Consider the following 24,784-nt stretch of genomic DNA (forward strand, 5'->3'; position numbering starts at 1 on the left):
AATGCCACGGCAATATTTATCCACCCTGGTCGAGATATTGCCCATGCTACGTATCGCTAAAGAAGCCCTGACGTTTGACGACGTCCTCCTCGTTCCCGCTCATTCTACCGTTCTGCCGAATACAGCCGATCTCAGCACTCAGCTGACGAAAACCATTCGTCTGAATATTCCTATGCTCTCCGCAGCCATGGATACCGTAACGGAAGCGCGTCTGGCTATTGCCCTGGCACAGGAAGGCGGCATCGGCTTTATTCACAAAAACATGTCCATCGAGCGCCAGGCGGAAGAAGTTCGCCGCGTGAAGAAACATGAGTCCGGCGTGGTCACCGACCCGCAGACCGTTCTGCCGACCACCACCCTGCGTGAAGTGAAAGAGCTGACCGAGCGTAACGGCTTCGCCGGCTACCCGGTGGTTACCGAAGAGAACGAGCTGGTCGGCATCATCACCGGCCGCGACGTGCGTTTCGTTACCGATCTGAACCAGCCGGTCAGCGTCTATATGACCCCGAAAGAGCGTCTGGTCACCGTGCGTGAAGGCGAAAGCCGTGAAGTGGTCTTCGCTAAGATGCACGAAAAACGCGTTGAGAAAGCGCTGGTTGTGGATGAGAGCTTCCACCTGCGCGGGATGATCACCGTAAAAGACTTCCAGAAAGCGGAACGTAAACCGAACGCCTGTAAAGATGAGCAGGGCCGTCTGCGCGTAGGCGCTGCGGTTGGCGCCGGCGCGGGCAACGAAGAGCGCGTTGACGCGCTGGTGGCAGCGGGCGTTGACGTCCTGCTGATTGACTCCTCTCACGGCCACTCCGAAGGCGTTCTGCAACGTATTCGTGAAACACGTGCGAAATACCCAGACCTGCAGATCATCGGCGGCAACGTCGCCACTGGCGCAGGCGCGCGCGCGCTGGCGGAAGCCGGCTGCAGTGCGGTGAAAGTAGGCATTGGCCCGGGCTCCATCTGTACTACCCGTATCGTGACCGGCGTAGGCGTGCCGCAGATCACCGCCGTTTCCGACGCGGTGGAAGCGCTGGAAGGCACCGGAATTCCGGTTATCGCCGACGGCGGTATCCGTTTCTCCGGCGACATCGCCAAAGCGATCGCGGCCGGTGCGGCGGCAGTGATGGTCGGCTCCATGCTGGCCGGTACCGAAGAATCCCCGGGCGAAATCGAACTCTATCAGGGGCGCTCTTACAAATCCTATCGCGGGATGGGTTCCCTCGGCGCGATGTCGAAAGGCTCCTCTGACCGCTACTTCCAGAGCGATAACGCCGCTGACAAACTGGTGCCGGAAGGTATCGAAGGCCGCGTGGCCTATAAAGGCCGCCTGAAAGAGATCATTCACCAGCAGATGGGCGGCCTGCGCTCCTGTATGGGTCTGACCGGCTGTGGTACCATTGACCTGCTGCGTACCAAAGCTGAATTCGTACGCATCAGCGGTGCGGGCATCCAGGAAAGCCACGTTCACGACGTGACCATCACCAAAGAGTCCCCGAACTACCGCCTGGGCTCCTGATTTCTTCGCCCGACCTTGCGTCGGGCGATTTATTTACTCTGTTTCACTTGCCTCGGAATTAGCGTCAATGACGGAAAACATTCATAAACATCGCATTCTCATTCTCGACTTCGGGTCACAGTATACTCAGCTGGTGGCGCGTCGCGTGCGTGAACTGGGCGTCTACTGTGAGCTGTGGGCATGGGATGTCACGGAAGCACAGATCCGCGAATTTAATCCAAGCGGCATCATTCTTTCCGGCGGCCCGGAAAGCACCACCGAAGAGAACAGCCCGCGCGCGCCGCAGTATGTGTTCGAAGCCGGCGTGCCGGTATTTGGCGTCTGCTACGGTATGCAGACCATGGCGATGCAGTTGGGCGGCCATGTAGAAGGCTCTAACGAGCGTGAGTTTGGCTACGCGCAGGTTGAAGTGGTTAACGACAGCGCGCTGGTGCGCGGTATCGAAGACTCCCTGACCGCGGACGGCAAACCATTGCTGGACGTGTGGATGAGCCACGGCGACAAAGTCACCGCCATCCCGTCTGACTTCGTCACCGTCGCCAGCACCGACAACTGCCCGTTCGCCATTATGGCCAACGAAGAAAAACGCTTCTACGGCGTGCAGTTCCACCCGGAAGTGACCCACACCCGTCAGGGTATGCGTATGCTGGAGCGCTTCGTGCGCGACATCTGCCAGTGCGAAGCGCTGTGGACCCCGGCGAAAATCATCGACGACGCCGTTGAGCGTATTCGCCAGCAGGTTGGCGATGACAAAGTAATCCTCGGCCTCTCCGGCGGCGTGGACTCTTCGGTGACCGCGATGCTGCTGCACCGCGCCATCGGCAAAAACCTGACCTGCGTATTCGTGGATAACGGTCTCCTGCGTCTGAACGAAGCCCAGCAGGTGATGGAGATGTTTGGCGACCACTTTGGCCTGAACATCGTTCACGTGGAAGGCGAGCAGCGCTTCCTCGACGCGCTGGCAGGTGAAAGCGATCCGGAAGCGAAACGTAAGATCATCGGCCGCGTCTTCGTGGAAGTGTTCGACGAAGAAGCGCTGAAGCTGGACGACGTCAAATGGCTGGCGCAGGGCACCATCTATCCTGACGTTATCGAATCTGCCGCTTCCGCCACCGGTAAAGCGCACGTCATCAAATCTCACCACAACGTGGGCGGCCTGCCGAAAGAGATGAAGATGGGGCTGGTTGAGCCGCTGCGTGAGCTGTTCAAAGACGAAGTGCGCAAGATCGGTCTGGAGCTGGGTCTGCCGTACGATATGCTCTACCGTCATCCGTTCCCGGGCCCGGGCCTCGGCGTGCGCGTGCTGGGCGAAGTGAAGAAAGAGTACTGCGACCTGCTGCGTCGCGCGGACGCTATCTTCATCGAAGAGCTGCACAAAGCTGACCTGTACAACAAAGTGAGCCAGGCGTTCACTGTATTCCTGCCGGTTCGCTCCGTCGGCGTGATGGGCGATGGCCGTAAATACGACTGGGTGGTTTCCCTGCGTGCGGTGGAAACCATCGACTTCATGACCGCGCACTGGGCGCACCTGCCGTATGATTTCCTCGGCCGCGTCTCTAACCGCATTATCAATGAAGTGAACGGTATCTCCCGCGTGGTGTATGACATCAGCGGTAAGCCGCCAGCAACGATCGAGTGGGAATAATCCCCGGCGTTAGTTGAATAAAATGAAACCCTCTGTTGTTACAGAGGGTTTTTTAATTTATGCCCAGCCTCAATCCCGTCATCCCTCACCGCTATCCATCACTGGGTGGTTTCCTGTGTCCCCGGTGAATGTACCCGTTTATGGTTCCGGCAGATGTTCAGCCGGCCCACGTTTTGCCCCCGGGCAGAGGGCTGGACGCTTGTCCGGCTCTGTTTTACCCACCGATCGCGCCATCGCCAGCGCCAGTCCGGCAACGATCAGCGTTAACCCGGTGGAAATCCACATTCCACCCACGATACCCAGCCGATGGTTCAGCCATGCATAGGTAAAGGGGGCGGCCGCCGCCATCAGTTGCCCGGGGATCAGCAGGAGACCCGTGCGGCTGGCGTAGCTTTCTGCGCTAAACAGCGCCAGCGGCAGCGTCGCTTTCACAATCGTCACCAGCCCATTTATCGCGCCATAGCCGAGCACAAACCCGGCTGCGCACCCGGCATACGCCGTGCTGCTGACACCAAGGAGAAAACAGAGCGGCATGGCGAGCGCGGTAAAACGCGTCAGCGCGAGCGGGGTGATGCGTCGACCGGCCAGCACTTCCCCCAGCCGGGCGCCGGTCTGGCCAAATCCCCACAGCATTCCGGTGGCAACCGGCAGGCCAAAGTGGCTGATAAACTCCGGCAGATGGGTGGAGGTGCCGGTGGAGATGAAGGTGATCAGCGCAATAAAGAGCGCATAACGTATGCCGTTACGCCGATCGCCATCCGCTGTTGGGGCTTTCGCTTTCGTCGATGAGCCGAGCCGCTGACGAGGCAGCTGATAACTCAGCCATGCGCTCAGCAGGCCAAACAGCGCATAGACCCGCAGGGCATCCTGCCAGGACATCACGGTGAGTAAAGCCTCCCCCAGCGGCCAGAAGAGGGCAGAGGCCAGACCGCCGGCGAGGGTGATTTGAGAGATGGTTTTCCGCGCCTGCTGGCCGTAAAGGTTCACTACCGCGGCGAACAGGGCATCATACAACGACAGCCGCATGCCGACGCCGGTCAGCAGCCAGGCGCCGTACCAGCCGACCAGCGAAGGGCTCCAGGCCATCATCGCGCAACTGGCGGCTATCAGTAAGGTTCCGCTGGTGACCACCAGTCGTCCGCCAAAGCGAGCCAGCAGCCTGGCGACCAGCGGGGAGACCGCCGCCATGATCAGCATCGCAAGCGTCAGGCCAAGATAGATCTGCGGCGAGCTCCATCCCTTGTCGGCGGCGATAGCTCCGGCAAAGGTGCCGGGCATATAAAAAGAGATACCCCAGTTGATCAGTTGCTGAGCGCCCGCGGTGAAGGCGAGGCGTCGGGGAATAGCCGGTGTTCCCATGGTTTTTCATTCCGTTAAGAGAGTTGTCCTGAGCATACCCGGCAGGCTATTGTTCTGGCAGAGCGGCCACCTTATGCGCGGTATAAGAGAAACTTTGCATGACAACACTGAACCTGGGAAACCTGGCGACCTTCCGGCTGGTCGTACAGCGCGGCAGCTTCTCAGCCGCCGCCGACGCGCTGGGGATCTCCCAGCCTGCCGTCAGCCTGCAGGTGCGTCAGCTGGAGCAATTTTTACAGACCCGACTGCTGGAGCGCACCGGGCGCGGGATCAAGGCGACGACGGCGGGAATGGCGCTGCTGGCCCACGGCGAGCAGATCGATCGGGCGGTGAATAGCGCGGTGCAGTCGGTCAGCGCATTTAGCCAGGAAGTTAATGGCTCGTTGACGCTGGGGACCGGCGCGACGGCCTGCATTCATCTTCTTCCGCCGCTGCTGCAGCATCTTCGTCAGCAGCACCCGCTGCTGACGGTGGGGGTAACCACCGGCAACACGCTGGATATCGTCCGGGCGGTGGAGGAAAACCGGCTCGATCTTGGGCTGGTCACGCTGCCCGTTCAGGGACGCAGTCTGGCGGTGACCGCCGTGGTGGACGAGGAGTTCGTGGTCATCCATCCCAGCCACGAGGCGGGGATCCCGGCGGTGTGTACCCCTGAGGAGCTGCAGGCGCTGCCGCTCATTGCCTTCGAGGCGGGCAGCGGCACGCGGGATCTGATTGACCGCTGGTTCCGTTCGGCGGGCCTGGCGGTCACGCCGGTGATGCAGCTGGGGAGCATCGAGGCGATCAAACGCATGGTGCGGGCCGGGCTGGGCTACAGTATTGTGCCCCGCATGGCGGTAGAGCAGGCGGAGGATCGCTATGGCTTAACGGTACATTCTCTGGCCCCGTCGCTGTACCGTCAGCTGGCGGTTGTCATGCGTCAGGATAAAGTGATTACCAAAGGAATGGCGGAAATGCTGCGTCTGCTGCAGGCCGTGCGCTTATAAATCGTCAGCGGCAAAACATGCCTCGTCAGGGATAGTGCCTCGGAAACGGGCGTCTCTACCTGCGGATAGTGGCGTATCCGGCATCAGGATCAACGGGTTACTCGCGGGCGGAGGGCTCGACGGTGAGCGTTGACTCCTGCGACGCTTTTTTATCCTGGTGATGATACCAGGCGCCGATGGAGGAGTAGACAAAGCGTCCAAAGAAGAAGAGAAAGCTGATAAGCAGTACGATACGGGTCATGCGACGGTTAAATCGATGTCGTTTACGCATACTGGGTGCCTGACTCACAAAAGGTTCCTTGAAGTATACCCGAAGATGGGCGATGGGGGTATTAAGGCACAGGAACGAGGTGGGGTCAATTGATGCAGATGTAAAAGTGCGGCAGTGAAAACATTAATTAATGTTATATAAGATAATCCTCGTATTTACATGCTCTCTTTATTAGCCACGAAAAGCTGAAAAAATAAGTTTTATTAATGTTGGTGTCAGCATTTGTTGATTTACATCAACAGCCTCATTCTCTTCACCACTAAAATCAGCGGACGTTACCGTATCGTTATTACTTATGCGGTCAGCATGGGGTGGTTGGATGCCTGCCTGAATATGCCTCGCAGGAGCAGAGGCTCTCTGTAGAGCACCTATGAATTTATTAAAATACTATCAACAATATCGCGACAAATGGTGGGCCTTACCGCTTCTCCTGCCTGTGTTATTATTACCCCTTGCCAGAGGGATGAATACATATACCATGCTGAATGGGCATATGGTTTATCTTTATTATCTTCCCCTGGCGCTGGTGCTCAGCCTGATGATGTTTTTCGGCTGGGCGGCGATCCCCGGAATTATCGTTGGTCTGCTGCTAACGCTGGCCCGGGGCATGACGCCGGAGCAGGCCGTTGGCGTACTGTTCCATTTCCTGATCCCCTGCGTGCTTTGCTGGGGCGGATATCGCATCTTTGTTCCCCAACGGCAGCAGGTATCGCACGGTAACGTCAGGCTGATGCCGCATCGTCTGTTCTGGCAAATGCTGCTCCCTTCGGTCATTTTTCTGATTTTGTCGCAGATCGCCGAGTATCTGGGGCTACATCCGCGCACAACGGATATGACCGGCGTCTCGCCGTTTAGTTTGCGGTCGTTAATCACCTTTCAGGCGCTGATGGTGGGGTGCCTGACCGGCGTACCGTTATGTTATTTACTACTGCGGGTAATTCGTAACCCTTTTTATTTGCGCGGGTATATTTCTCAGGTTCGCTTACAAATTGATCCAAAAATAAAGAAAATTGAAATCATCAGTTGGGCGGCGATATTAACCCTGTTGCTGGGGCTATTATTGATGCCGCTTAATGATACCAGCACCATATTTAGTACAAATTATACATTATCCTTATTGATGCCGGTGATGCTGTGGGGGGCGATGCGTTTTGGCTATCGCTTTATCTCGCTGATATGGACGCCGGTACTGATCGCCGTGATCCATTTTCATTACCGTTATTTACCTATTTATCCAAGTTATAACACTCAGCTGGCGATCACCTCGTCAAGCTACCTGGTGTTCTCGTTTATTGTCGCCTATACGGCGATGCTGGCAACACAGCAGCGGCTGATCTACGCCCGCGTCCGACAGATGGCCTTCCTCGACCCGGTAGTACATATGCCGAATCTGCGGGCGCTGAGCCGGGCGCTGAACGGCGCGAGCTGGTCGACGCTCTGTTTTTTGCGTATTCCTGAGCTTGAACTGCTGGGCCGCCACTACGGGGTGCTGTTGCGTATTCAGTATAAGCAAATGCTGGCGAATCACCTGCGTGCGCTGCTGGAGCCGAACGAAGCGGTATATCATCTTGCCGGTCACGATTTAGTGTTTCGTCTCAACAGCGAAGGGCACCAGGCGCGCATTCACTTAATTGAGCGCTCCTTGCGACAGTTCCGTTTTCACTGGGACGGGGTCCCCCTGCAGCCGCGGATCGGCATGAGCTATTGCAACGTCCGCTCGCCGGTGAAGCATCTGTATTTGCTGCTTGGCGAGCTGAACACGATTGCCGACATGTCGCTGGCCAGTGGCCATCCGGAGAATTTGCAGCGCCGCGGCGCCGGGCATGTCCAGCAGGATCTGAAAGACAAAGTGGCGATGATGAACCGCATCCTCAAGGCGCTGGAGCAAGACTATTTTGTCCTGATGGCGCAGCCTATCCAGGGCATTCGCGGCGACAATTACCATGAAGTGTTGTTGAGGATGAAAGGCGAGTCGGGCGAACTGACGGGGCCCAACGAGTTCCTGCCGGTGGCGCACGAGTTTGGGCTGTCCACGCGCGTGGATCAGTGGGTCATTGAGCATACCCTGGCCTTTATGGATGCCAACCGGCGGGCGCTGCCCGGTCTGCGGCTGGCGATCAACCTCTCTCCGGTCTCGTTGAGCCGCAGTCAGTTTCCCGAGGAGGTCGAAAACCTGCTGCAGGCCTACAACATTGAGCCATGGCAGATTATTTTCGAGCTGACCGAAAACTATGCGCTCAGCAACCCCGAGCTAGTTTGCCAGACATTAGAGCACCTGCGGGCACTGGGCTGCCGGGTAGCTATCGATGATTTTGGTACCGGCTACGCCAGCTATGCGCGGTTAAAAACGATGAACGTCGATATTCTTAAAATAGACGGCAGCTTTATTCGCAATCTGCTCGCCAGCAGTCTTGATTACCAGGTGGTGGATTCAATCTGTCGTCTGGCGCGGATGAAGAACATGCAGGTGGTGGCCGAATATGTTGAATCGCCGGAGATACGCCAGGCGGTCATCGCGCTGGGGATCGATTATATGCAGGGCTATGATATTGGCGTCCCGGTGCCTCTGACGCAGCTGGCGGAGGGGATGAGCGCCTGAAGCTGTAAAAAAGCCGGGCGCGATGGCCCGGCTCGCATGATATCCATAGAGGCGATCAGGCGTCTGGCTCTTCTTCCGCAATTTTCAGCAGCCACTCCGGCACACCTTCCCAGTACTGCTGCTCTTTTTCCAGATCCAGCAGCACCAGCGCATTCTGGCTAAACCAGTTGTGCGGGAAGGTCAGCGTCCAGTGGTGAGCTTCCGTCTGCAGCCGTAGCGTCGGCGGCGTGGTGGTGGCCTGACGCTGGTTGTTCAGCAGCACGCCGAGGCGCAGCAGCTGGATCAGCGGCAGAAACTGCTTTTTCCTGAACAGCGTAAAGCGCGGCAGATCGTCGAGTTTTATCGCTTTGCGATGATAGCGCACCAGGGTGGCCATCAGCATCTGCTGCTCCTGGTTGAAGCCCGGCAGGTCGCTGTTCTGCAGAATATAGGCCGAGTGGCGGTGCATGCCGCTGTGGTTAATATTCAGGCCCACCTCATGGAGCATCACCGCCCACTTCAACAGCGCCGCCAGGTGCGGATTGGCCAGCTTGGGATTCTGCTCTTGCCACTGCTCCAGCATAAGGGTGGTGGTTTCCAGCACCCGGCGCGCCTGTTCGCGATCGATGTTGTACTGATTCGCCAGACTCTGCGCCGTACGGCTACGAATATCCTGGTGGCGGAAGCGGCCTTCCATTTCGTACAGCACGCCTTCACGCAGCGCGCCATCAGACAGACGAAGCTCTTTAATGGCTAGCGCGTCAAATACGCCGCACAGAATGGCCAGCCCCGGGGCAAAGACCGCTTTACGATCTTCCGAGAGGCCGGGCAGGCTGAGCGCGTCGAAGTTTTTATGCTTCAGCAGTTCACTGACCAGCATTTCGAGGCGCTCCGGCGTAATAAACCCGTCCTTCTCGCCCATAGCCACCAGCACTTCCTGGGCGGCCTTAATGGTACCGGAGGCGCCCAGCGCCACGGTCCAGCCCTGAATACGGAACTGCCAGGCCAGGGTTTCCAGTTTTTGCACCGCCGCCAGGCGAGCGCGCTGGAAATTTTCTTTATTGATGGTCCCGCCGGGGAAGTAGGCCTGGGAGAAACTCACGCAGCCCATGCGACGGCTTTCCACCAGCCGGGGCTCAAAATCTTCACCGATGACCAGCTCGGTCGAACCGCCGCCGATATCAATCACCAGCTTACGGCCGCGCTCCGGCTGCGTGTGCTCCACGCCCATAAAAATCAGGCGCGCTTCTTCATTACCGGAGATGATCTCGATCGGGTAGGGGATCACTTTTTCCGCGCGTTTAAGAAACTCTGCCGCATTGGTCGCCTGGCGCAGCGTATGCGTCCCGACGATGCAGACGCTGGAAGGGGAGAACCCCTGCAGGCGTTCGGCAAACAGCGACAGGCAGTTCAGCCCGCGGGTCATGGCTTCTTCGCTCAACACCGAGTTTTCATCGAGGCCATCGGCCAGATGTACGCGCTGTTTCAGGCGTCCGATGATCTGCATGGCGCCGTCGACGACACGGGCGATCACCATATGAAAACTGTTCGAACCAAGGTCAACCGCAGCGAACTCCTGCGGCCGAGGGGTTTTTTCGTTTATTGGCATAGGTTAGTCGGGTTGTTCGAGTGATTTGAGATAATCGTAAATCGCCATCTGAGCGCGCACTTTACGGCGATTGCCGCGCGGCACATAGCGATTACTCAGTTCTTTATCAAGATAGCGCGCTTTTACCGTATCGTTGAACAAGATATCAAAAATATCCAGCACCCGCTGTTTCAGGCGCGGGTCGAGCAGCGGGGCGGCAACTTCGATACGATAATCGATATTACGCGTCATCCAGTCGGCAGAGGAGAGCCAGACCTGCTTATCGCCACCGTTTTCAAAACAATAGACCCGGTCATGCTCGAGGAAGCGGTCCACAATGCTGATGACGCGAATATTTTCGCTGATGCCTTCCAGACCGGGGATCAGCGAGCACATGCCGCGGATTAACAGGTTGACCGGCACGCCGGAGCTGGAGGCGGCATACAGTCTGTCTACCAGTCCTTTATCCACCAGGTTGTTCAGCTTCAGGGTAATACCGGACGGTTGCCCGTTCTGCGCATTGGCGATCTCGCGGTCGATCATCTCATACAGCAGACGACGCGAGTTCTGCGGCGACACCAGCAGGTAATCGAAGCTGACCGGGCGGTAGGGGTTTTCAATAAAGTTAAACACCCGGCGAACTTCATTGGTAATGCGCGCATCGGCGGTTAACAGCGAATAGTCGGTATAGATCCGCGCGGTCTTCTCGTTGAAGTTACCGGTGCCGATGTGGGCGTAGCGCACGACCTCATCGCCTTCTTTACGCGAGATCAGGAACAGCTTGGCGTGGATTTTCAGGCCCGGCGCGGAGAAGATAACGTGGACGCCCGCTTCCGTCAGGCGTTTCGCCCAGTGAATGTTGGCCTCTTCGTCAAAACGCGCCTGCAGCTCCACCACTACGGTGACTTTTTTACCGTTGTGGGCGGCGTGGATCATCGCGTCGATGATGCGCGAATCCTTGGCCACGCGGTAGATGTTGATTTTGATCGCCAGTACGCTGGGGTCGAACGAGGCCTGACGCAGCAGCTCCAGCACATGCTCAAAAGTATGATAGGGGTAGTAGAGCAGCACATCGCGTTCGCGAATGGCGTCGAAGCCGTTGCGGAATTTATCAAACCACAGATGACGCAGGCGCGGCATAGGTTTATTGACCAGATTGGCCTTACCCACGTTCGGGAAGCCGATAAAGTCTTTGAAGTTGTGATAGCGGCCGCCCGGCAGCATTGAGTCATAGTTGGAGATGGAGAGCTTATCGCGCAGCATTTCGACCATCGCGTCCGGCATATCGCGCTGGTAGACGAAGCGAACCGGCTCGGCGGTCAGGCGCTGTTTCAGGCTGGAGGACATCAGCTCCATCAGGCTCGACTCCATCTCATGCACCAGATCGTACTCGGCGTCACGGGTCATTTTCATCGAGTAGGCGTTCAGCGCATCGTAATCAAAGAAGCCTTTAAAGATGTCGTCCAGGCAATAGCGCAGAATGTTATCCAGCAGGATCATTGGTTTACGGCGGCGAGGCGCTTCCGGCGGCAGGTTTACGAAGCGCGGGACCTTATCCGACGGAATTTCCAGCAGGGCATAGTTGATGTTCTCCCCGCGGATAATCTCCACCGCCAGATAGGTGTAATCATCTTTCAGGAACTGCACGAGGTCCGTTTCGCGGTTAATCAGGATCGGCGAGATATGCTGCCGCAAATACTGTTTAAAGTAGTTGCGCAGCCAGGCCTGCTGATTGACGGACAGCTGGCGCTCGTTGATCAGGAAGATCTGGTTGCGCGCCATCTCCAGCAGCAGTTCGTTATACAGACTATCGAATTCCTGATCGGCCTTCAGAACGCGGGCCTGGATTTTGCCTAACAGGTGGCGAGAATGGGCGGTACTGCCTTGTTCTTCACTGATAATAATCCGGCGCTTAAGCTCAGCGAAGCGCACTTTGTAAAACTCATCAAGGTTGTTGGAGTAGATCCCTAAGAAGCGCATGCGCTCAATCAGCGGGTTACTTTTGTCCGCCGCTTCCTGCAGCACGCGTTCGTTAAAAGATAACCAGCTGAGTTCTTTTTCGATGTATAGCTTTTCCTGGCCCATTACAACTCACACTCCGGATCATTGATGTCGCTTGTTTCATTATGGCGAGCATTGCCATTGAATGTCCAACTATGTCAAAGCAATATGACAGTTTTCTTTCAACCTGATGTCGGGAAAAAGCGGACGCGTTTGTTTGCTTACGTTATGTTCAATCATGAGTAAATGGGGGGCGAAACGATGTGGGAAACGCGGGCGCTGGAGCTCAATAATCAGGATATCTGGCACTGGCCGTCAGCTTGTCGCTTAATGGAATATGCCATAAAACATGGTTTTAATACCGTGGTGATCGGCCAGGCGGAGCTGTTCGGCAAGCTGGTATCGCCGCAGGGCTACACGCCGTTTGACTATAACGACCGGTTGTCGAGCCAGCAGCGAGCGCGCTGTATCTATCTCAACCGCCTGGCGCTGCGCTGTCGGGAACTGGGGCTGCGCTTTTATCTGCAGGCGAAAGAGCTCAGTTTCCCGACGGAGCTGTTGTTAGCGCATCCGGAACTGCTGGATAACCCGGGCGGTGTGCGTTTTGATGTGGATTTCTGGAGCCGTTGGTTGACCGACAAAGTCCGCGCCGTCTGCGAGGGCGTACCGGCGCTCACCGGCTTGATTATCGCCCTTTCCAGCACTGACGGCTTGTTGCCGATCTCCCGCCCGCAGTGGGATAGGCAGCGTCGCGAGGCGGGGGAAGGGCGCCAGCCGGCGCAGAGCTTCGTGCTGTATCGCCGCTGTTTTGGCGCCTTGAGCCAGGCCGTCGCGGCGCAAAACAAACATCTGGTAATACGCGTCTTCCCGGCAAGCAACGACGATCTCAGTACCGTGCTGGACGCTATTGAACCGCTGCCGCCGACGGTATCGGTATCGATTAAACTGACCCCGGAACGCTTCTGGCCAGCCTTTCCCAATAACCCGGCGCTGCTGGCGGTGCAGACGCGGGATGTGTGGGTTGATATCGATCTGGCCGGGGAGGAAGTTGGTTGGGGAGTTATGCCGTATCTGCGTATCGATGAACTGCAGGGGCGGCTGCTGTGGTGCCAAAGCCGGAATCCGCGTATCACCGGCGCTATCTGTAAAGCCAGCTGGGAAAGTATTGATAACCACTGGATCCCCGATACCTTAAGCGAATGCAACCTGTTCGCCTGCAGCCAGCTGCTGGGGGACGGGATGGCGAAAAACCAGCAGCAGTTGCTCGACCAGTGGCTGGCGCAGCGCTACGGCTGGTGTCCGCCTGACGACGTGGCGCAGCAGTTCCGGCAGCTTCTCGAGCAGGGAGCGCAAACGCTCTACCAGGCGATCTACGTGCGCGACCACGTCTTCCATCGCCACAGCCAGCTGCCGGAAAGCTACGGGCAGGCGGTGTGGAGCCTGTACGGTCAGCTGGCGCGTAGCCACTGGCTGCCGGGGTCGGCGCAGGATATTCATTTCACCCGCGACGACCCGCAGAAGTCGATGAGCAATCTGACGCAAATCGCGCAGGAAAAGGATGAGGTGGCCAGCGGCGCGCAGCGCCTGGGGGAAGAGGCGTTGGCGTTTGCCCACACGGCGGAGTTTCCTGCCGCGCTGGAGCGGCAGTGGCGTGAAGAGTGGCAGGGGCTGGCGCTCTATTGCCAGCTGTTTACCCATGCGCAAAAGGCCTTTTTTACGCTGCATTTCGCCCGCGAGGTGGAGAACAGCTGGAGCATGCGGGAGATCTGCCATATCAATGTGCAGGCGCTGTACCGTTGCGCGTCTGAGATGGAAACGCTCTGCCAGCAGATGAGCGACGCCTCGCCGGCGTTCTACGTCATGTTCGATCCCGGACGGGTGCGTAGCCTGGCGGATAGCCTGAGCACCGAACTGACGGCGCTCAGGTAACGCTTTTACAGCGTGCGATGCAGGGCTTCCACCAGGCACAGCATCGCCATCGCCTGGCCATAGGGCATGGCGGTGAGCGGGATGTGACGATAGTGATCAAGGTCGTGGCCCATCGCGGTGCCGAACGACACCTGCAACAGTTCACCCTGTGGTGAAATATGGTCGATAATTCCCTCGCACGCGCGCTCGGCCACCGGCAGATAATCCGCTTCCAGATAGCCGAGGCGTATCGCTTTGAAGATGCCGGCGGCAAACCCGGCGGTCGCCGAGGCTTCCAGATAGCTGTCGGGGTCGTTGAGCAGCGTTGGCCACAAACCGTTGTCACTCTGGCAGCGGGCAAGCGCGGCGACCTGTATCTGCAGGGTATTTTGCAATTGCCGGTAAACAGCATCATGCTCGTCGAGATCGAGCATCTCCAGCAGCTCCGGGATCGCCAGGGTTATCCAGCTGTTGCCTCGGGCCCACAGAGCGCCGGCGAAGTGGTGTCGGCCGGCGAAATGCCAGCCGTGATACCACAGGCCGCTCTGGCGGTCGCTGAGATAGTGCAGATGCTGTAAAAACTGGTAGATGGCCTCTTCCACCCAGCGCGGTTTATCAAACATTTTGCCCAGTATGGCCAGAGGCAATACCGCCATCATCAGCGTATCGTCCCAGATTTGTTGCTGATGCGCGCTCTCATAGGTGACATGCTGCAGACAGCCTTCATCGGTGCGTGGCATCTGGCGATAGATGGCTTCGCCCCAGCAGTCGAGGTAGGCGCGCCAGTCGCTGCGCGGCGCCTGCTGGTAGCGCAGCGCCAGCGTTAAGAACGGACAAGCCGTATTGATGTTTTTCTCCGGCGTTCCCTCGGCGAAGCGGGCGCTGAACCAGTCGTCAATCAGCTGACGGGCGCGGGGGGAACCGGTCAACTGCTGATAGCGAAACAGTCCGAACAGACCGATGCCGTGCGTCCATTCCCAGCCCTCCCAGCCTTTCGTATCAATGACCCGGCCATCGGCCAGCCGCTGCAGATACTGGCCGCTCTTATCGTTAATGGCGGTTAGGTTATCGATCAGCGCTTCAATACGCTGAAGGAGTTCAGGACGGTTGCTTTTCTGCGACATAATCACTCCCTTGCGGTAAGACGGCGTGTTGCCAGCGGGCATTGCGGTGCGGATGACCGGTTAGTAGTTCAATAGTTTCTCGCGTCTGCGGGCTGGCATCCTGCGGATGGCCGCCAGCGCGCAGGCGCTCCAGCTCGTTAATCAGAATTTGATGGCGCGGCTGGCTTAAGCGGAAACGAAATGCGCCATACATGGCCAGGATCGCCAGCAGGCCGGGGCCCACCAGGAAAACCCACCAGATGCCGTTAAGGGCGGCGGCGTTCTGCGCTTCAGCGCCCTTGGTGAAGCCAAACGCCTCCAGCGCCAGTCCGACGATAAACAGCGCCAGCGCCTGGGAGAACTTGCGCGTCAGCATCATCACGCCGGCGTAAATTCCCTCGCGGCGCACGCCGGTATAGGCCTCATCGACATCCGGCAGAAAGTTATAGACGTTCCACGGAATGAGATAGGTTCCCCCGCGGGCGACGCCCATTACCACCGCACCGCCGAGCAGCAGCCAGGAGAGATGGCTAAAGCCGGCGCTAAGCTGGCTGAACCACAGCAAAGCGCAGAGGATCAGCGCAATGGCCAGCTTATAGGCATTGCCGTTGCCAACGCGAATGCACAGCCAGGTGAAGAACGGGATGGCGAAGAACTGAAACAGCGTCATCAGGCTCATCGCCTGCGATGCCAGGGAGGTCCCGACGCGCAATACATAGGTCATGTAATGCATAAACAGCGAGCCGAAAATATCCAACGCCACCGCGCCGCCGACGTACATCATGATATGAATGCGGAAAGTGCGCAGATGAAACGTTGAAGCCATCTCCCGGTATAACGACCCCAGGGTTTTAAGCAACCCCTGGCGGGCCCGCGGTGGCGGAAGAGCGTCGCGCTCCCAGGTGCCGCGCCAGACAAAAATCCACGGCAGGGCGAAGAGCAGGGCGAAGACGATGCCGATATAGAGAAATGCCTGCGATTGGTCGGCGACGTGAGCCATGATTTGCCCGGGGATCAGCGCGGCGAGAAAGGCCGTCGCCTGCGCGAACAGCATCCTCGCGCCCGACATCTTAGAGCGCAGATCGTAGCGCGAGGTCATTTCTGCCGGCAGTGTATCGTAAGGCACCATCAGTAGCGTAAACACGGTGCTGAAAAGTAAATAAGTGCCGAGGTACCAGGCGTAACCGAAACCGCTCACCCACATCAGGGCGAAACAGAGCGACATCGGCGCGCCGAGAATAAAGAAAATCCGCCGGCGTCCCCAGCGGGTGCGGATGTTGTCAGTGATGTAGCCCATCACCGGATCGGTGATCCCATCCCAGATTTTGGCGATGGCGAAAATGGAGGCGGCGGCGGCGGGGGAGAGCCCGGCGACCTCAATATAGAAGTAGAGCAGCCACAGGCCGGTAATGGTCATCGCGCCGCTACCGAAAATATCACCCATCCCCCAGCAGAGGATATTGCGGGTTTTGACTTCTCGCGTTGGGGTTACTGTCCTCGTCATAAGCGTATCTCTTTGGTAAGGAAAGCGAGGTTGCACAGTAAAAGAGGGGGGGCGGGGGCGAAAATGCCGGATACGGGGATTTTGCGCCGTTCTGCGAGCAGCCTGCCAAATGGCGATGAAATGAAATAAATCCCGTGATATGGCTCACGGCTGACGCGATGGCCGCGGGCGGGAACTGTGCGGAGAGTACGCTTTTCGCGGTTGGCCGCGCAGGATTTGCGTTATCCATCACATTTTATCCCGGACGGACCTGGTGAATGTGAAATGCTGCGCAGATATTGCCCCGCGGGCAGTTTCTCCCCTACGCTGGTCGGGCAGGAGATGGTGTGATAGCTGCCTGTTTGATTTTCAGGATACGCTATGAATATTCATCTTTCTCAGCGCCATCCCCACGCGGATGGCGTCACTCCCGATACCGCTCTCTTTCAACAGGCGCTGGACGAGCTGGCGGAGGCCGGAGGAGGTACGCTGGTGGTCGATCACGGCAGGTACGCGCTCGGCGGCTTGCGGATAGGGTCAAATACCTGCCTGTGGCTGTCGCCGGGCGCCAAGCTGATCGTCAGCGAAAACGGCGATGATTTTACCCAAGCGGTCGCGCTGAGCCAGGCAGAGTGCTCCCACCGGGCCTTTCTTTATGCTCTCGATGCGCAAAATGTGAGTATCTGTGGCGGCGGTGAAATCTACGGTAGCGCCGACGGCTGGTTTTCCCGGGATGTCGATGCCATGGGGTACCGCCAGCCCGTCGAGCGGCGGCCGCGCATCATTTTGCTGGAGAACTGCCGCGGCGTGCGACTGGAAAATATTACCGTGCGCCATGCGCCGATGTGGACCATACATCTGGTCTCGTGTATCGGCGTGACGATTAACGGGATTACCGTGGATAACGATTTGACGATGGCCAATACCGACGCGCTGGATATCGACAGCTGCCAGCAGGTGCATATCGCCAACTGCTATTTCAGCGCCGCCGATGACGCTATCTGTCTGAAAACCACGGCCAAGCCTGCGCATATTCAGCGTCCGCTGCGTCAGGTTACGATCGTGAACTGTACGCTGCGGTCGAAAAGCTGCGCCTTAAAAGTCGGTACGGAAACCTGGCAGGATATTGAAGATGTGCTGGTCAGCAACTGCACCATCTTTGATTCCAATCGCGGGATCGGCTTGCTATCCCGCGACGGCGGCCAGCTGCGGCGGATGATCTTCAGCAACATAGCGTTTGCTTGCGTGAGCGCGCCAGCCTGTCACTGGGGGGAGGCGGATCCGGTTTTTCTTTCCGCACGCCATCGCGATCCGGCTATCGCCCCCGGCGCCATCACTCGGATCCAGTTTCGCGGTCTGGTCGGGGAGTGTGAAGGGGCGATTAATTTGCATAGTGAACCAGCGGGCCTGATCCAGCGCATTCTTTTTGACGGCATCCAGCTCCACCAGAAGCTTAATCCACAGGCGGAGCAGGGGCTTTATGATGTGCGTCCGCCGTGTAACCCGCAGTCGCCAACCGGCATGGGCATGGATAATGCCTGGTGTCTGAATCCGCACAGCGGCCGTGCCTGGGGGGTTGAGCCTTACCCGGGAGGGCTGCCGGTGATGTATGCCAACGGCGTGACTGACCTGACGCTACGTGAGTTTGATTACCAGCGGCCGACGCCATTGCCTGCGGGGTGGAACCACAACGCACTTTGCCTGGAAAACACAGATAAATAACCGGGGAGAAGTGAGAAAGTAGCCCCGGCAATGACCGGGGCGAGACGTGCTTATTCTTCAGCGGCATAGCCCTGGGGGGGAAGCTGTCGTTCATCCAGCCAGGCGTGGTTGCCCACCATGCGCAGACGCCCCTCGACGAACCAGCTTATCACCAGCGGATAAATGGCATGTTCCTGGGTCTGTACCCGCGCCGTAACCTCTTCCTCGCTGTCGCCAGCAAAGACCGGCACTTTGGCCTGCAGGATAACCGGACCGCCATCCAGCTCATCGGTGACGAAGTGCACCGAGGTCCCATGCTCCTCGTCACCGTTTTCCAGCACCTGGCGATGGGTATGCAGGCCAGGATACTTCGGCAGTAACGAAGGGTGGATGTTCAGCAGTCGTCCCTGATAGTGGCTGACAAAGGCCGGGCTAAGGATACGCATATAGCCCGCCAGCACCACTAGATCCGGGGCGTAGGCGTCAATTTCATGCATCAGCTGACGATCGAACGCTTCCCGGTCGGCAAACTGACTTTGCGCCAGCGCGTGGGCCGGGATCCCGGCCGCGCGCGCGCGCTCAAGGCCGAACGCATCGGCCTTGTTACTGAATACCGCACGCAGGGTGCCGTTTATCTGTTTCCGGCCACAGGCGTCGATGATCGCCTGCAAATTACTGCCGCTACCGGAAATCAGCACCACAATGTTTTTCATGCAATGACCACACGCTGTTCGGAATCGGAGGCTTTGATATACCCGATTTTCCACGCGTTTTCACCTTTCTCGTTCAGCAGGGCAATGGCCTTGTCTGCTTCTGCTGCCGGCAGGGCGATAACCATCCCCACGCCGCAGTTAAAGGTACGGTACATCTCATGCTGGCTGACGTTACCGGCGGTTTGCAGCCAGTTGAAAACGGACGGCCACTGCCAGGAAGACTCATCAATCACCGCCTGGGTGTTGTCCGGCAGTACGCGCGGGATGTTTTCCCAGAAGCCGCCGCCGGTCAGATGGGCGATGGCGTGGACGTCAACGCTGGCAATAAGGTCGAGAACCGATTTCACATAGATGCGGGTCGGCGCCAGCAGATGGTCGGCCAGCGGTTTGCCGTCAAGGTCGGTGGTCTGTGGGTCAACGCCGCTAACTTCAATAATCTTACGCACCAGCGAATAGCCGTTAGAGTGCGGGCCGCTGGAGGCCAGCGCCACCAGCACATCGCCGTCAGCGACTTTGCTGCCGTCGATGATTTCTGATTTTTCCACCACCCCGACGCAAAAACCCGCCACGTCGTAATCTTCGCCGTGGTACATCCCCGGCATCTCTGCGGTCTCACCGCCCACCAGCGCGCAACCGGACTGCAGGCAGCCTTCGGCGATGCCGTTGATGACGCTGGCTGCGGTATCGACGTCCAGTTTACCGGTGGCGTAGTAATCAAGGAAAAACAGCGGTTCAGCGCCCTGAACCACCAGGTCGTTCACGCACATGGCGACCAGGTCGATGCCGATGGTGTCGTGACGCTTCAGATCCATTGCCAGACGCAGCTTGGTACCGACGCCGTCGGTGCCGGAGACCAGTACCGGCTCGCGGTATTTCTGCGGCAGTGCGCACAGCGCGCCGAATCCGCCCAGTCCACCCATCACTTCCGGGCGACGGGTTTTCTTCACCACGCCCTTAATACGGTCGACGAGAGCGTTGCCTGCATCAATATCCACGCCGGCATCTTTATAGCTGAGAGAGGTTTTGTCGGTCACTGCGAAGTCTCCACGCGTTTGCGGTAAGCAAGAAAAATCGGCGCAATTCTAACAGGGAAAGCAAACGTTTGCGAGCCTGCTTTACAGTCGGCTTAAAACCGTTGGCGGATGGTCAAATTTGATACTGCTCACGAAAATGAAACCGGGTACAGCCTTGTGCTTGCCTCAGTGTCAGGTAATCCCCATCATATTACTGAAACCGGTTTCTGTGATTGATCGCCGTATGGATTACCGGTGATTTATGTTCGACAGGGGAGGGATGAATGAAGATTGCGGCATTTGATATCGGTGGCACCGCGTTAAAGATGGGCGTCATGACCCGCGACGGAAGGCTGCTGGAAACCGCGAAGCAGTCAATCAATGACAGCGATGGCGATCATATCTTACAGACCATGCTGTCGTGGCTGGCGGCCCACCCGTCATGCGAAGGCATTGCCATCAGCGCGCCGGGCTATGTCGATCCGCACAGCGGATTTATCACCATGGGCGGCGCTATCCGTCGCTTTGATAACTTCGCCATGAAATCATGGCTCGAGACGCGAACCGGGCTGCCGGTCTCGGTGGAAAACGACGCCAACTGTGTGCTGCTTGCCGAGCGCTGGCAGGGTAAAGCGGCGGAGATGGCCAATTTTCTGGTGCTCACTATCGGCACTGGCATCGGTGGAGCGATTTTTTGCCAACATCAGCTGATCCACGGGGCGCGTTTTCGCGCCGGCGAGTTCGGCTATATGCTTACCGATCGTCCCGGCGGACGCGATCCCCGTCGCTACTCGATGAATGAAAACTGCACCCTGCGGGTGCTGCGCTATCGCTATGCAGAACATATTGGCGCGCCGCTGGATAGCGTCACTGGCGAAATGATTTTTGACCGCTATGACGCCGGCGACCCGGTTTGCCAGCGTCTGGTCGCCGAGTTCTTCAATGGCCTGGGCCATGGCCTTTATAACCTCGTCAATATCTTCGATCCGCAGACCATTTTTATCGGCGGCGGTGTTGTGGAACGTCCTGGATTTCTGACGCTGCTGCGCCAGCATCTGGCCTGGTTCGGCATTGCCGACTATCTCGATACCGTCAGTCACGGCAACGATGCCGGCCTGATTGGCGCGGTTTACCATTTCAATCAGCACTATCGTTCGCCTGGCGACGATCGACCTTAGGGAGAGACTATGTCCGGATTTAAAGAAGGTTTTCTGTGGGGCGGCGCGGTGGCGGCGCATCAGTTAGAGGGCGGCTGGCAGGAGGGGGGCAAGGGGGTCAGCGTGGCGGATGTGATGACCGCCGGCGCCCACGGCGTGCCGCGGGAAATCACCGACGGCGTGGTGGCGGGAAAAAACTACCCGAACCATGAGGCGATCGATTTTTATCATCGCTACCCGCAGGACCTGGCGCTGTTTGCCGAAATGGGCTTCAAATGTTTCCGCACCTCGATTGCCTGGACGCGTATTTTCCCGCAGGGCGATGAACAGGAGCCGAACGAGGCTGGCCTGCAGTTTTATGACGATCTGTTCGACGAATGTCTGAAACACGGTATTGAACCGGTCATTACGCTGTCGCATTTTGAAATGCCCTATCACCTGGTCACCGAGTACGGCGGCTGGCGTAACCGCAAGCTGATCGACTTTTTCGTGCGCTTCGCCAGGGTCGTCTTCACCCGCTATCAGCATAAAGTGAAGTACTGGATGACCTTCAACGAGATCAACAACCAGGCTAACTACCATGAGGACTTTGCCCCTTTCACCAACTCCGGTCTGAAGTATTTACCGGGTGAAGATCGGGAACCGGTAATGTACCAGGCCGCACATTATGAGCTGGTGGCCAGCGCCCAGGCGGTGAAAGCGGCGCGCGAGATCAACCCTGCTCTGCAGATAGGCTGCATGATCGCCATGTGCCCTATCTATCCGCTGACCTGCGCGCCGGACGATATGATGATGGCGATGAACGCCATGCACCGTCGGTACTGGTTCACCGATGTCCACGTGCGCGGCCGCTATCCGCAGCATCTGCTCAACTATTTTGCCCGCCGCGGCTTTAGCCTGGACATCACCGAAGCCGATCGTCAGGCGTTAACCGAAGGCTGTGTCGACTACATCGGCTTTAGCTACTATATGTCCTTCGCCACCAAAGCCACCGAAGACAACCCCTTGCTCGATTATGATGAAACCACCAGCCTGGTCTCCAACCCGTACGTGAAAAAGTCGGACTGGGGCTGGCAGATTGACCCGGTCGGCCTGCGCTATTCTCTGAACTGGTTCTGGGATCACTATCAGCTACCGCTGTTTATTGTCGAAAACGGTTTTGGCGCGATCGATGTTCGTGAAGCGGATGGCAGCGTGGATGACCAGTACCGTATCGATTATCTCTCCGCCCATATCGCGGAGATGAAAAAGGCGGTGGTCGAGGATGGCGTCGATCTGATGGGTTATACCCCGTGGGGCTGTATCGATCTGGTTTCCGCCGGAACGGGGGAGATGAAAAAACGCTACGGCTTTATCTACGTGGATAAAGATAATGAAGGCAACGGCACGCTGGAGCGCAGTAAGAAGAAGTCGTTCGACTGGTATAAGAAGGTGATTGCCAGCAACGGGGAGCAGCTATAATTCCCCCGTGGCGCTGCGCTTATCGGGCCGGCGGGGTTTGCTGTCCGGGTAAGCGTTAGCGCCGCCCGGCAGAACCCCGCGCTAAAACCGGAGCCTCGCCTCCGGTTTTTTTTGTCTCTAAATCACTTTGCTTGATATACGTCAAGCAAGATGGGTATGGCCTAATCCGAAAAAAGCGGTATAATCCCGCGATTTTTTTTGTGGCTGCACCTCAGAGGAGAAAGAGAATGAAGATTGTGGAAGTCAAACACCCACTCGTCAAACACAAGCTGGGCCTGATGCGCGAGCACGACATCAGCACCAAACGCTTCCGTGAACTCGCCTCTGAAGTGGGCAGCTTACTGACTTATGAAGCCACCGCCGATCTGGCGACCGAGAAAGTGACCATCGAAGGCTGGAACGGCCCGGTGGAAGTTGAGCAGATCAAGGGCAAGAAAATTACCGTCGTGCCAATCCTGCGCGCAGGCCTCGGCATGATGGAAGGGGTACTTGAGCACGTGCCGAGCGCGCGTATCAGCGTGGTGGGTATTTATCGCAATGAAGAGACCCTCGAGCCGGTACCTTACTTCCAGAAGCTGGTGTCCAACATCGATGAGCGTATGGCGCTGGTGGTTGACCCGATGCTGGCCACCGGTGGGTCGATGATCGCCACTATCGATCTGCTGAAAAACGCCGGCTGCACCAGCATCAAGGTGCTGGTGCTGGTGGCGGCGCCGGAAGGAATTGCCGCGCTGGAGAAAGCGCACCCGGACGTTGAGCTGTACACCGCCTCTGTCGATAAGGGACTGAACGAGCACGGGTACATCATTCCCGGTCTCGGCGATGCCGGCGACAAGATCTTTGGTACGAAATAATCGCATAACGATAAATAAGCCGACTTTGAGAGTCGGCTTTTTTTTGAATAAAACACACATAACTAACCATCTCAGAGGAAAACACTATGACGCGCCGTGCTATCGGGGTGAGTGAAAGACCGCCGCTTTTACAGACTATCCCGCTTAGTTTGCAGCACCTGTTTGCCATGTTTGGCGCAACGGTGCTGGTGCCAATCATGTTCCACATCAACCCGGCCACCGTGCTGCTGTTCAACGGTATTGGTACGCTGCTGTACCTCTTTATCTGTAAAGGCAAAATCCCGGCGTATCTGGGATCGAGTTTCGCCTTTATCTCTCCGGTGCTGCTCCTGCTGCCGCTGGGCTATGAAGTGGCGCTGGGCGGTTTCATTATGTGCGGTGTGCTATTCTGCCTCGTCTCCTTTATTGTCAAAAAAGCCGGTACCGGCTGGCTGGATGTGATGTTCCCCCCGGCGGCGATGGGGGCCATCGTGGCGGTTATCGGTCTGGAGCTGGCAGGCGTGGCGGCCAATATGGCCGGGCTGCTGCCAGCCGACGGCCAGTCACCGGACAGCAAAACCATTATTATCTCGATGGTAACCCTGGCGGTGACGGTGTTTGGTTCGGTCCTGTTCCGCGGCTTCCTGGCGATTATCCCGATCCTGATTGGCGTTCTGGTGGGCTATGCGCTGTCGTTTGTGATGGGCGTGGTTGATACCACCCCGATCGCCGAAGCGCACTGGTTCGCGCTGCCAACCTTCTACACGCCGCGTTTTGAATGGTTCGCCATCTTCACCATTCTGCCCGCTGCGCTGGTGGTGATTGCCGAGCACGTCGGTCACCTGGTGGTGACGGCCAATATCGTCAAACGCGATCTGATCCGCGACCCGGGCCTGCATCGTTCGATGTTTGCCAATGGCCTGTCGACGATCGTTTCCGGCTTTTTCGGCTCGACGCCTAACACCACCTACGGGGAAAATATCGGCGTGATGGCGATTACCCGCGTCTACAGCACCTGGGTTATCGGCGGCGCGGCGATCATTGCGATTCTGCTCTCCTGCGTCGGCAAACTGGCGGCGGCGATCCAGATCATCCCGGTGCCGGTGATGGGCGGCGTGTCGCTGCTGCTGTACGGGGTGATCGGCGCCTCGGGGATCCGCGTACTGATTGAATCGAAGGTGGATTACAGCAAAGCGCAGAATCTGATTCTCACCTCCGTGATCCTGATCATCGGCGTCAGCGGTGCCAAAGTGCACATCGGTGCCGCTGAGCTGAAAGGGATGGCGCTGGCCACCATCGTCGGTATCGCACTCAGCCTGATTTTCAAGCTTATCAGCGTCCTGCGTCCGGAAGAGGTGGTTCTCGACGCCGCGGATAGCGAAGAGGTTAAATAACGATCGTCTGACCGGGCGGCGATCCCGCCCGGTTCTCTCCGGACCTAAATCTGTGATAAACTCTTCGCGTTTTTCTGTAA

Annotated in this window: 17 protein-coding genes and 1 pseudogene; 10 read left to right on the forward strand and 8 right to left on the reverse strand. The window is 57.7% G+C overall.

Annotation, left to right across the window (positions count from 1 at the left end; translation table 11 throughout):
• The first annotated feature begins 43 nt into the window (after positions 1–43).
• Both guaB and guaA read left to right on the forward strand, forming a co-directional pair.
• Complete coding sequence (gene guaB / locus ACLH1I_RS00360) at positions 44–1,510, forward strand: IMP dehydrogenase (protein WP_004151980.1); 1,467 nt, start codon at positions 44–46, stop codon at positions 1,508–1,510.
• Positions 1,511–1,577: 67 nt separating this feature from the next.
• Positions 1,578–3,155, forward strand: a complete 1,578-nt coding sequence (gene guaA / locus ACLH1I_RS00365) for a glutamine-hydrolyzing GMP synthase (RefSeq protein ID WP_004201905.1) — start codon at positions 1,578–1,580, stop codon at positions 3,153–3,155.
• A gap of 138 nt (positions 3,156–3,293) precedes the next feature.
• On the opposite strand, the gene ACLH1I_RS00370 is transcribed toward guaA, so the two are convergent.
• Positions 3,294–4,514, reverse strand: a complete 1,221-nt coding sequence (locus ACLH1I_RS00370; RefSeq protein ID WP_198079915.1) for an MFS transporter — start codon at positions 4,512–4,514, stop codon at positions 3,294–3,296.
• 73 nt (positions 4,515–4,587) lie between these two features.
• Between ACLH1I_RS00370 and ACLH1I_RS00375 the strand changes: the two are divergent.
• Positions 4,588–5,500: pseudogene (locus ACLH1I_RS00375) on the forward strand (LysR family transcriptional regulator).
• 97 nt (positions 5,501–5,597) lie between these two features.
• On the opposite strand, the gene ACLH1I_RS00380 reads toward ACLH1I_RS00375, so the two are convergent.
• A complete protein-coding gene (locus ACLH1I_RS00380; protein WP_017900441.1) occupies positions 5,598–5,771 on the reverse strand; it encodes a YfgG family protein in 174 nt (57 codons plus the stop codon).
• A 370-nt stretch (positions 5,772–6,141) separates the two neighbouring features.
• Here ACLH1I_RS00380 and ACLH1I_RS00385 point away from each other — a divergent pair, with 370 nt between their 5' ends.
• The gene (locus tag ACLH1I_RS00385) at positions 6,142–8,370 is read left to right on the forward strand and encodes an EAL domain-containing protein (protein WP_043520153.1); all 2,229 of its coding nucleotides are present in this window, start codon (positions 6,142–6,144) and stop codon (positions 8,368–8,370) included.
• Positions 8,371–8,425: 55 nt separating this feature from the next.
• Here the strand turns inward: ACLH1I_RS00385 and ppx are convergent, their stop codons facing one another.
• Complete coding sequence (gene ppx, locus ACLH1I_RS00390) at positions 8,426–9,958, reverse strand: exopolyphosphatase (protein WP_004201914.1); 1,533 nt, start codon at positions 9,956–9,958, stop codon at positions 8,426–8,428.
• Positions 9,959–9,961: 3 nt separating this feature from the next.
• A complete protein-coding gene (gene ppk1, locus ACLH1I_RS00395; protein WP_002913838.1) occupies positions 9,962–12,022 on the reverse strand; it encodes a polyphosphate kinase 1 in 2,061 nt (686 codons plus the stop codon).
• 177 nt (positions 12,023–12,199) lie between these two features.
• Here ppk1 and ACLH1I_RS00400 point away from each other — a divergent pair, with 177 nt between their 5' ends.
• Complete coding sequence (locus ACLH1I_RS00400; protein ID WP_117263356.1) at positions 12,200–13,867, forward strand: hypothetical protein; 1,668 nt, start codon at positions 12,200–12,202, stop codon at positions 13,865–13,867.
• Positions 13,868–13,872: 5 nt separating this feature from the next.
• Here the strand turns inward: ACLH1I_RS00400 and ACLH1I_RS00405 are convergent, their stop codons facing one another.
• Both ACLH1I_RS00405 and ACLH1I_RS00410 read right to left on the reverse strand, forming a co-directional pair.
• Positions 13,873–14,970, reverse strand: a complete 1,098-nt coding sequence (locus ACLH1I_RS00405) for a glycoside hydrolase family 105 protein (protein WP_023318864.1) — start codon at positions 14,968–14,970, stop codon at positions 13,873–13,875.
• Positions 14,945–16,393, reverse strand: coding sequence for an MFS transporter (locus ACLH1I_RS00410; RefSeq protein ID WP_198079927.1), 1,449 nt, complete (start codon positions 16,391–16,393; stop codon positions 14,945–14,947). Before ACLH1I_RS00410 ends, ACLH1I_RS00405 begins: the two co-directional genes overlap by 26 nt.
• A 420-nt stretch (positions 16,394–16,813) precedes the next feature.
• Between ACLH1I_RS00410 and ACLH1I_RS00415 the strand changes: the two genes are divergently transcribed.
• Positions 16,814–18,154 (forward strand): glycoside hydrolase family 28 protein, encoded by a 1,341-nt coding sequence (locus ACLH1I_RS00415; RefSeq protein ID WP_004201919.1) that lies wholly within the window; start codon positions 16,814–16,816, stop codon positions 18,152–18,154.
• Positions 18,155–18,204: 50 nt separating this feature from the next.
• Here the strand turns inward: ACLH1I_RS00415 and purN are convergent, their stop codons facing one another.
• Positions 18,205–18,846: a phosphoribosylglycinamide formyltransferase gene (purN, locus tag ACLH1I_RS00420; protein WP_004201920.1), complete on the reverse strand. Its 642-nt coding sequence runs from the start codon at positions 18,844–18,846 to the stop codon at positions 18,205–18,207.
• Complete coding sequence (gene purM, locus ACLH1I_RS00425; protein ID WP_004201922.1) at positions 18,843–19,880, reverse strand: phosphoribosylformylglycinamidine cyclo-ligase; 1,038 nt, start codon at positions 19,878–19,880, stop codon at positions 18,843–18,845. Before purM ends, purN begins: the two co-directional genes overlap by 4 nt.
• Positions 19,881–20,143: 263 nt before the next feature.
• On the opposite strand from purM, the gene bglK reads away from it, so the two are divergent.
• The 4 genes from bglK (at position 20,144) to uraA (ending at position 24,704) form a co-directional block, all read left to right on the forward strand.
• On the forward strand, positions 20,144–21,037 hold the full coding sequence (bglK, locus tag ACLH1I_RS00430; protein ID WP_017900443.1) for a beta-glucoside kinase BglK: 894 nt from the start codon (positions 20,144–20,146) through the stop codon (positions 21,035–21,037).
• A gap of 9 nt (positions 21,038–21,046) precedes the next feature.
• The gene (locus ACLH1I_RS00435; protein ID WP_151628843.1) at positions 21,047–22,477 is read left to right on the forward strand and encodes a 6-phospho-beta-glucosidase; all 1,431 of its coding nucleotides are present in this window, start codon (positions 21,047–21,049) and stop codon (positions 22,475–22,477) included.
• 227 nt (positions 22,478–22,704) lie between these two features.
• The gene (gene upp / locus ACLH1I_RS00440; RefSeq protein ID WP_004201927.1) at positions 22,705–23,331 is read left to right on the forward strand and encodes a uracil phosphoribosyltransferase; all 627 of its coding nucleotides are present in this window, start codon (positions 22,705–22,707) and stop codon (positions 23,329–23,331) included.
• An 86-nt stretch (positions 23,332–23,417) separates the two neighbouring features.
• The gene (gene uraA, locus ACLH1I_RS00445; RefSeq protein WP_048295277.1) at positions 23,418–24,704 is read left to right on the forward strand and encodes a uracil permease; all 1,287 of its coding nucleotides are present in this window, start codon (positions 23,418–23,420) and stop codon (positions 24,702–24,704) included.
• Positions 24,705–24,784: the final 80 nt, after the last annotated feature.

It is taken from the genome of Klebsiella sp. 1SOBk10mer, from assembly GCF_046602535.1.
Taxonomy (GTDB): Bacteria; Pseudomonadota; Gammaproteobacteria; order Enterobacterales; family Enterobacteriaceae; genus Klebsiella; species Klebsiella quasipneumoniae.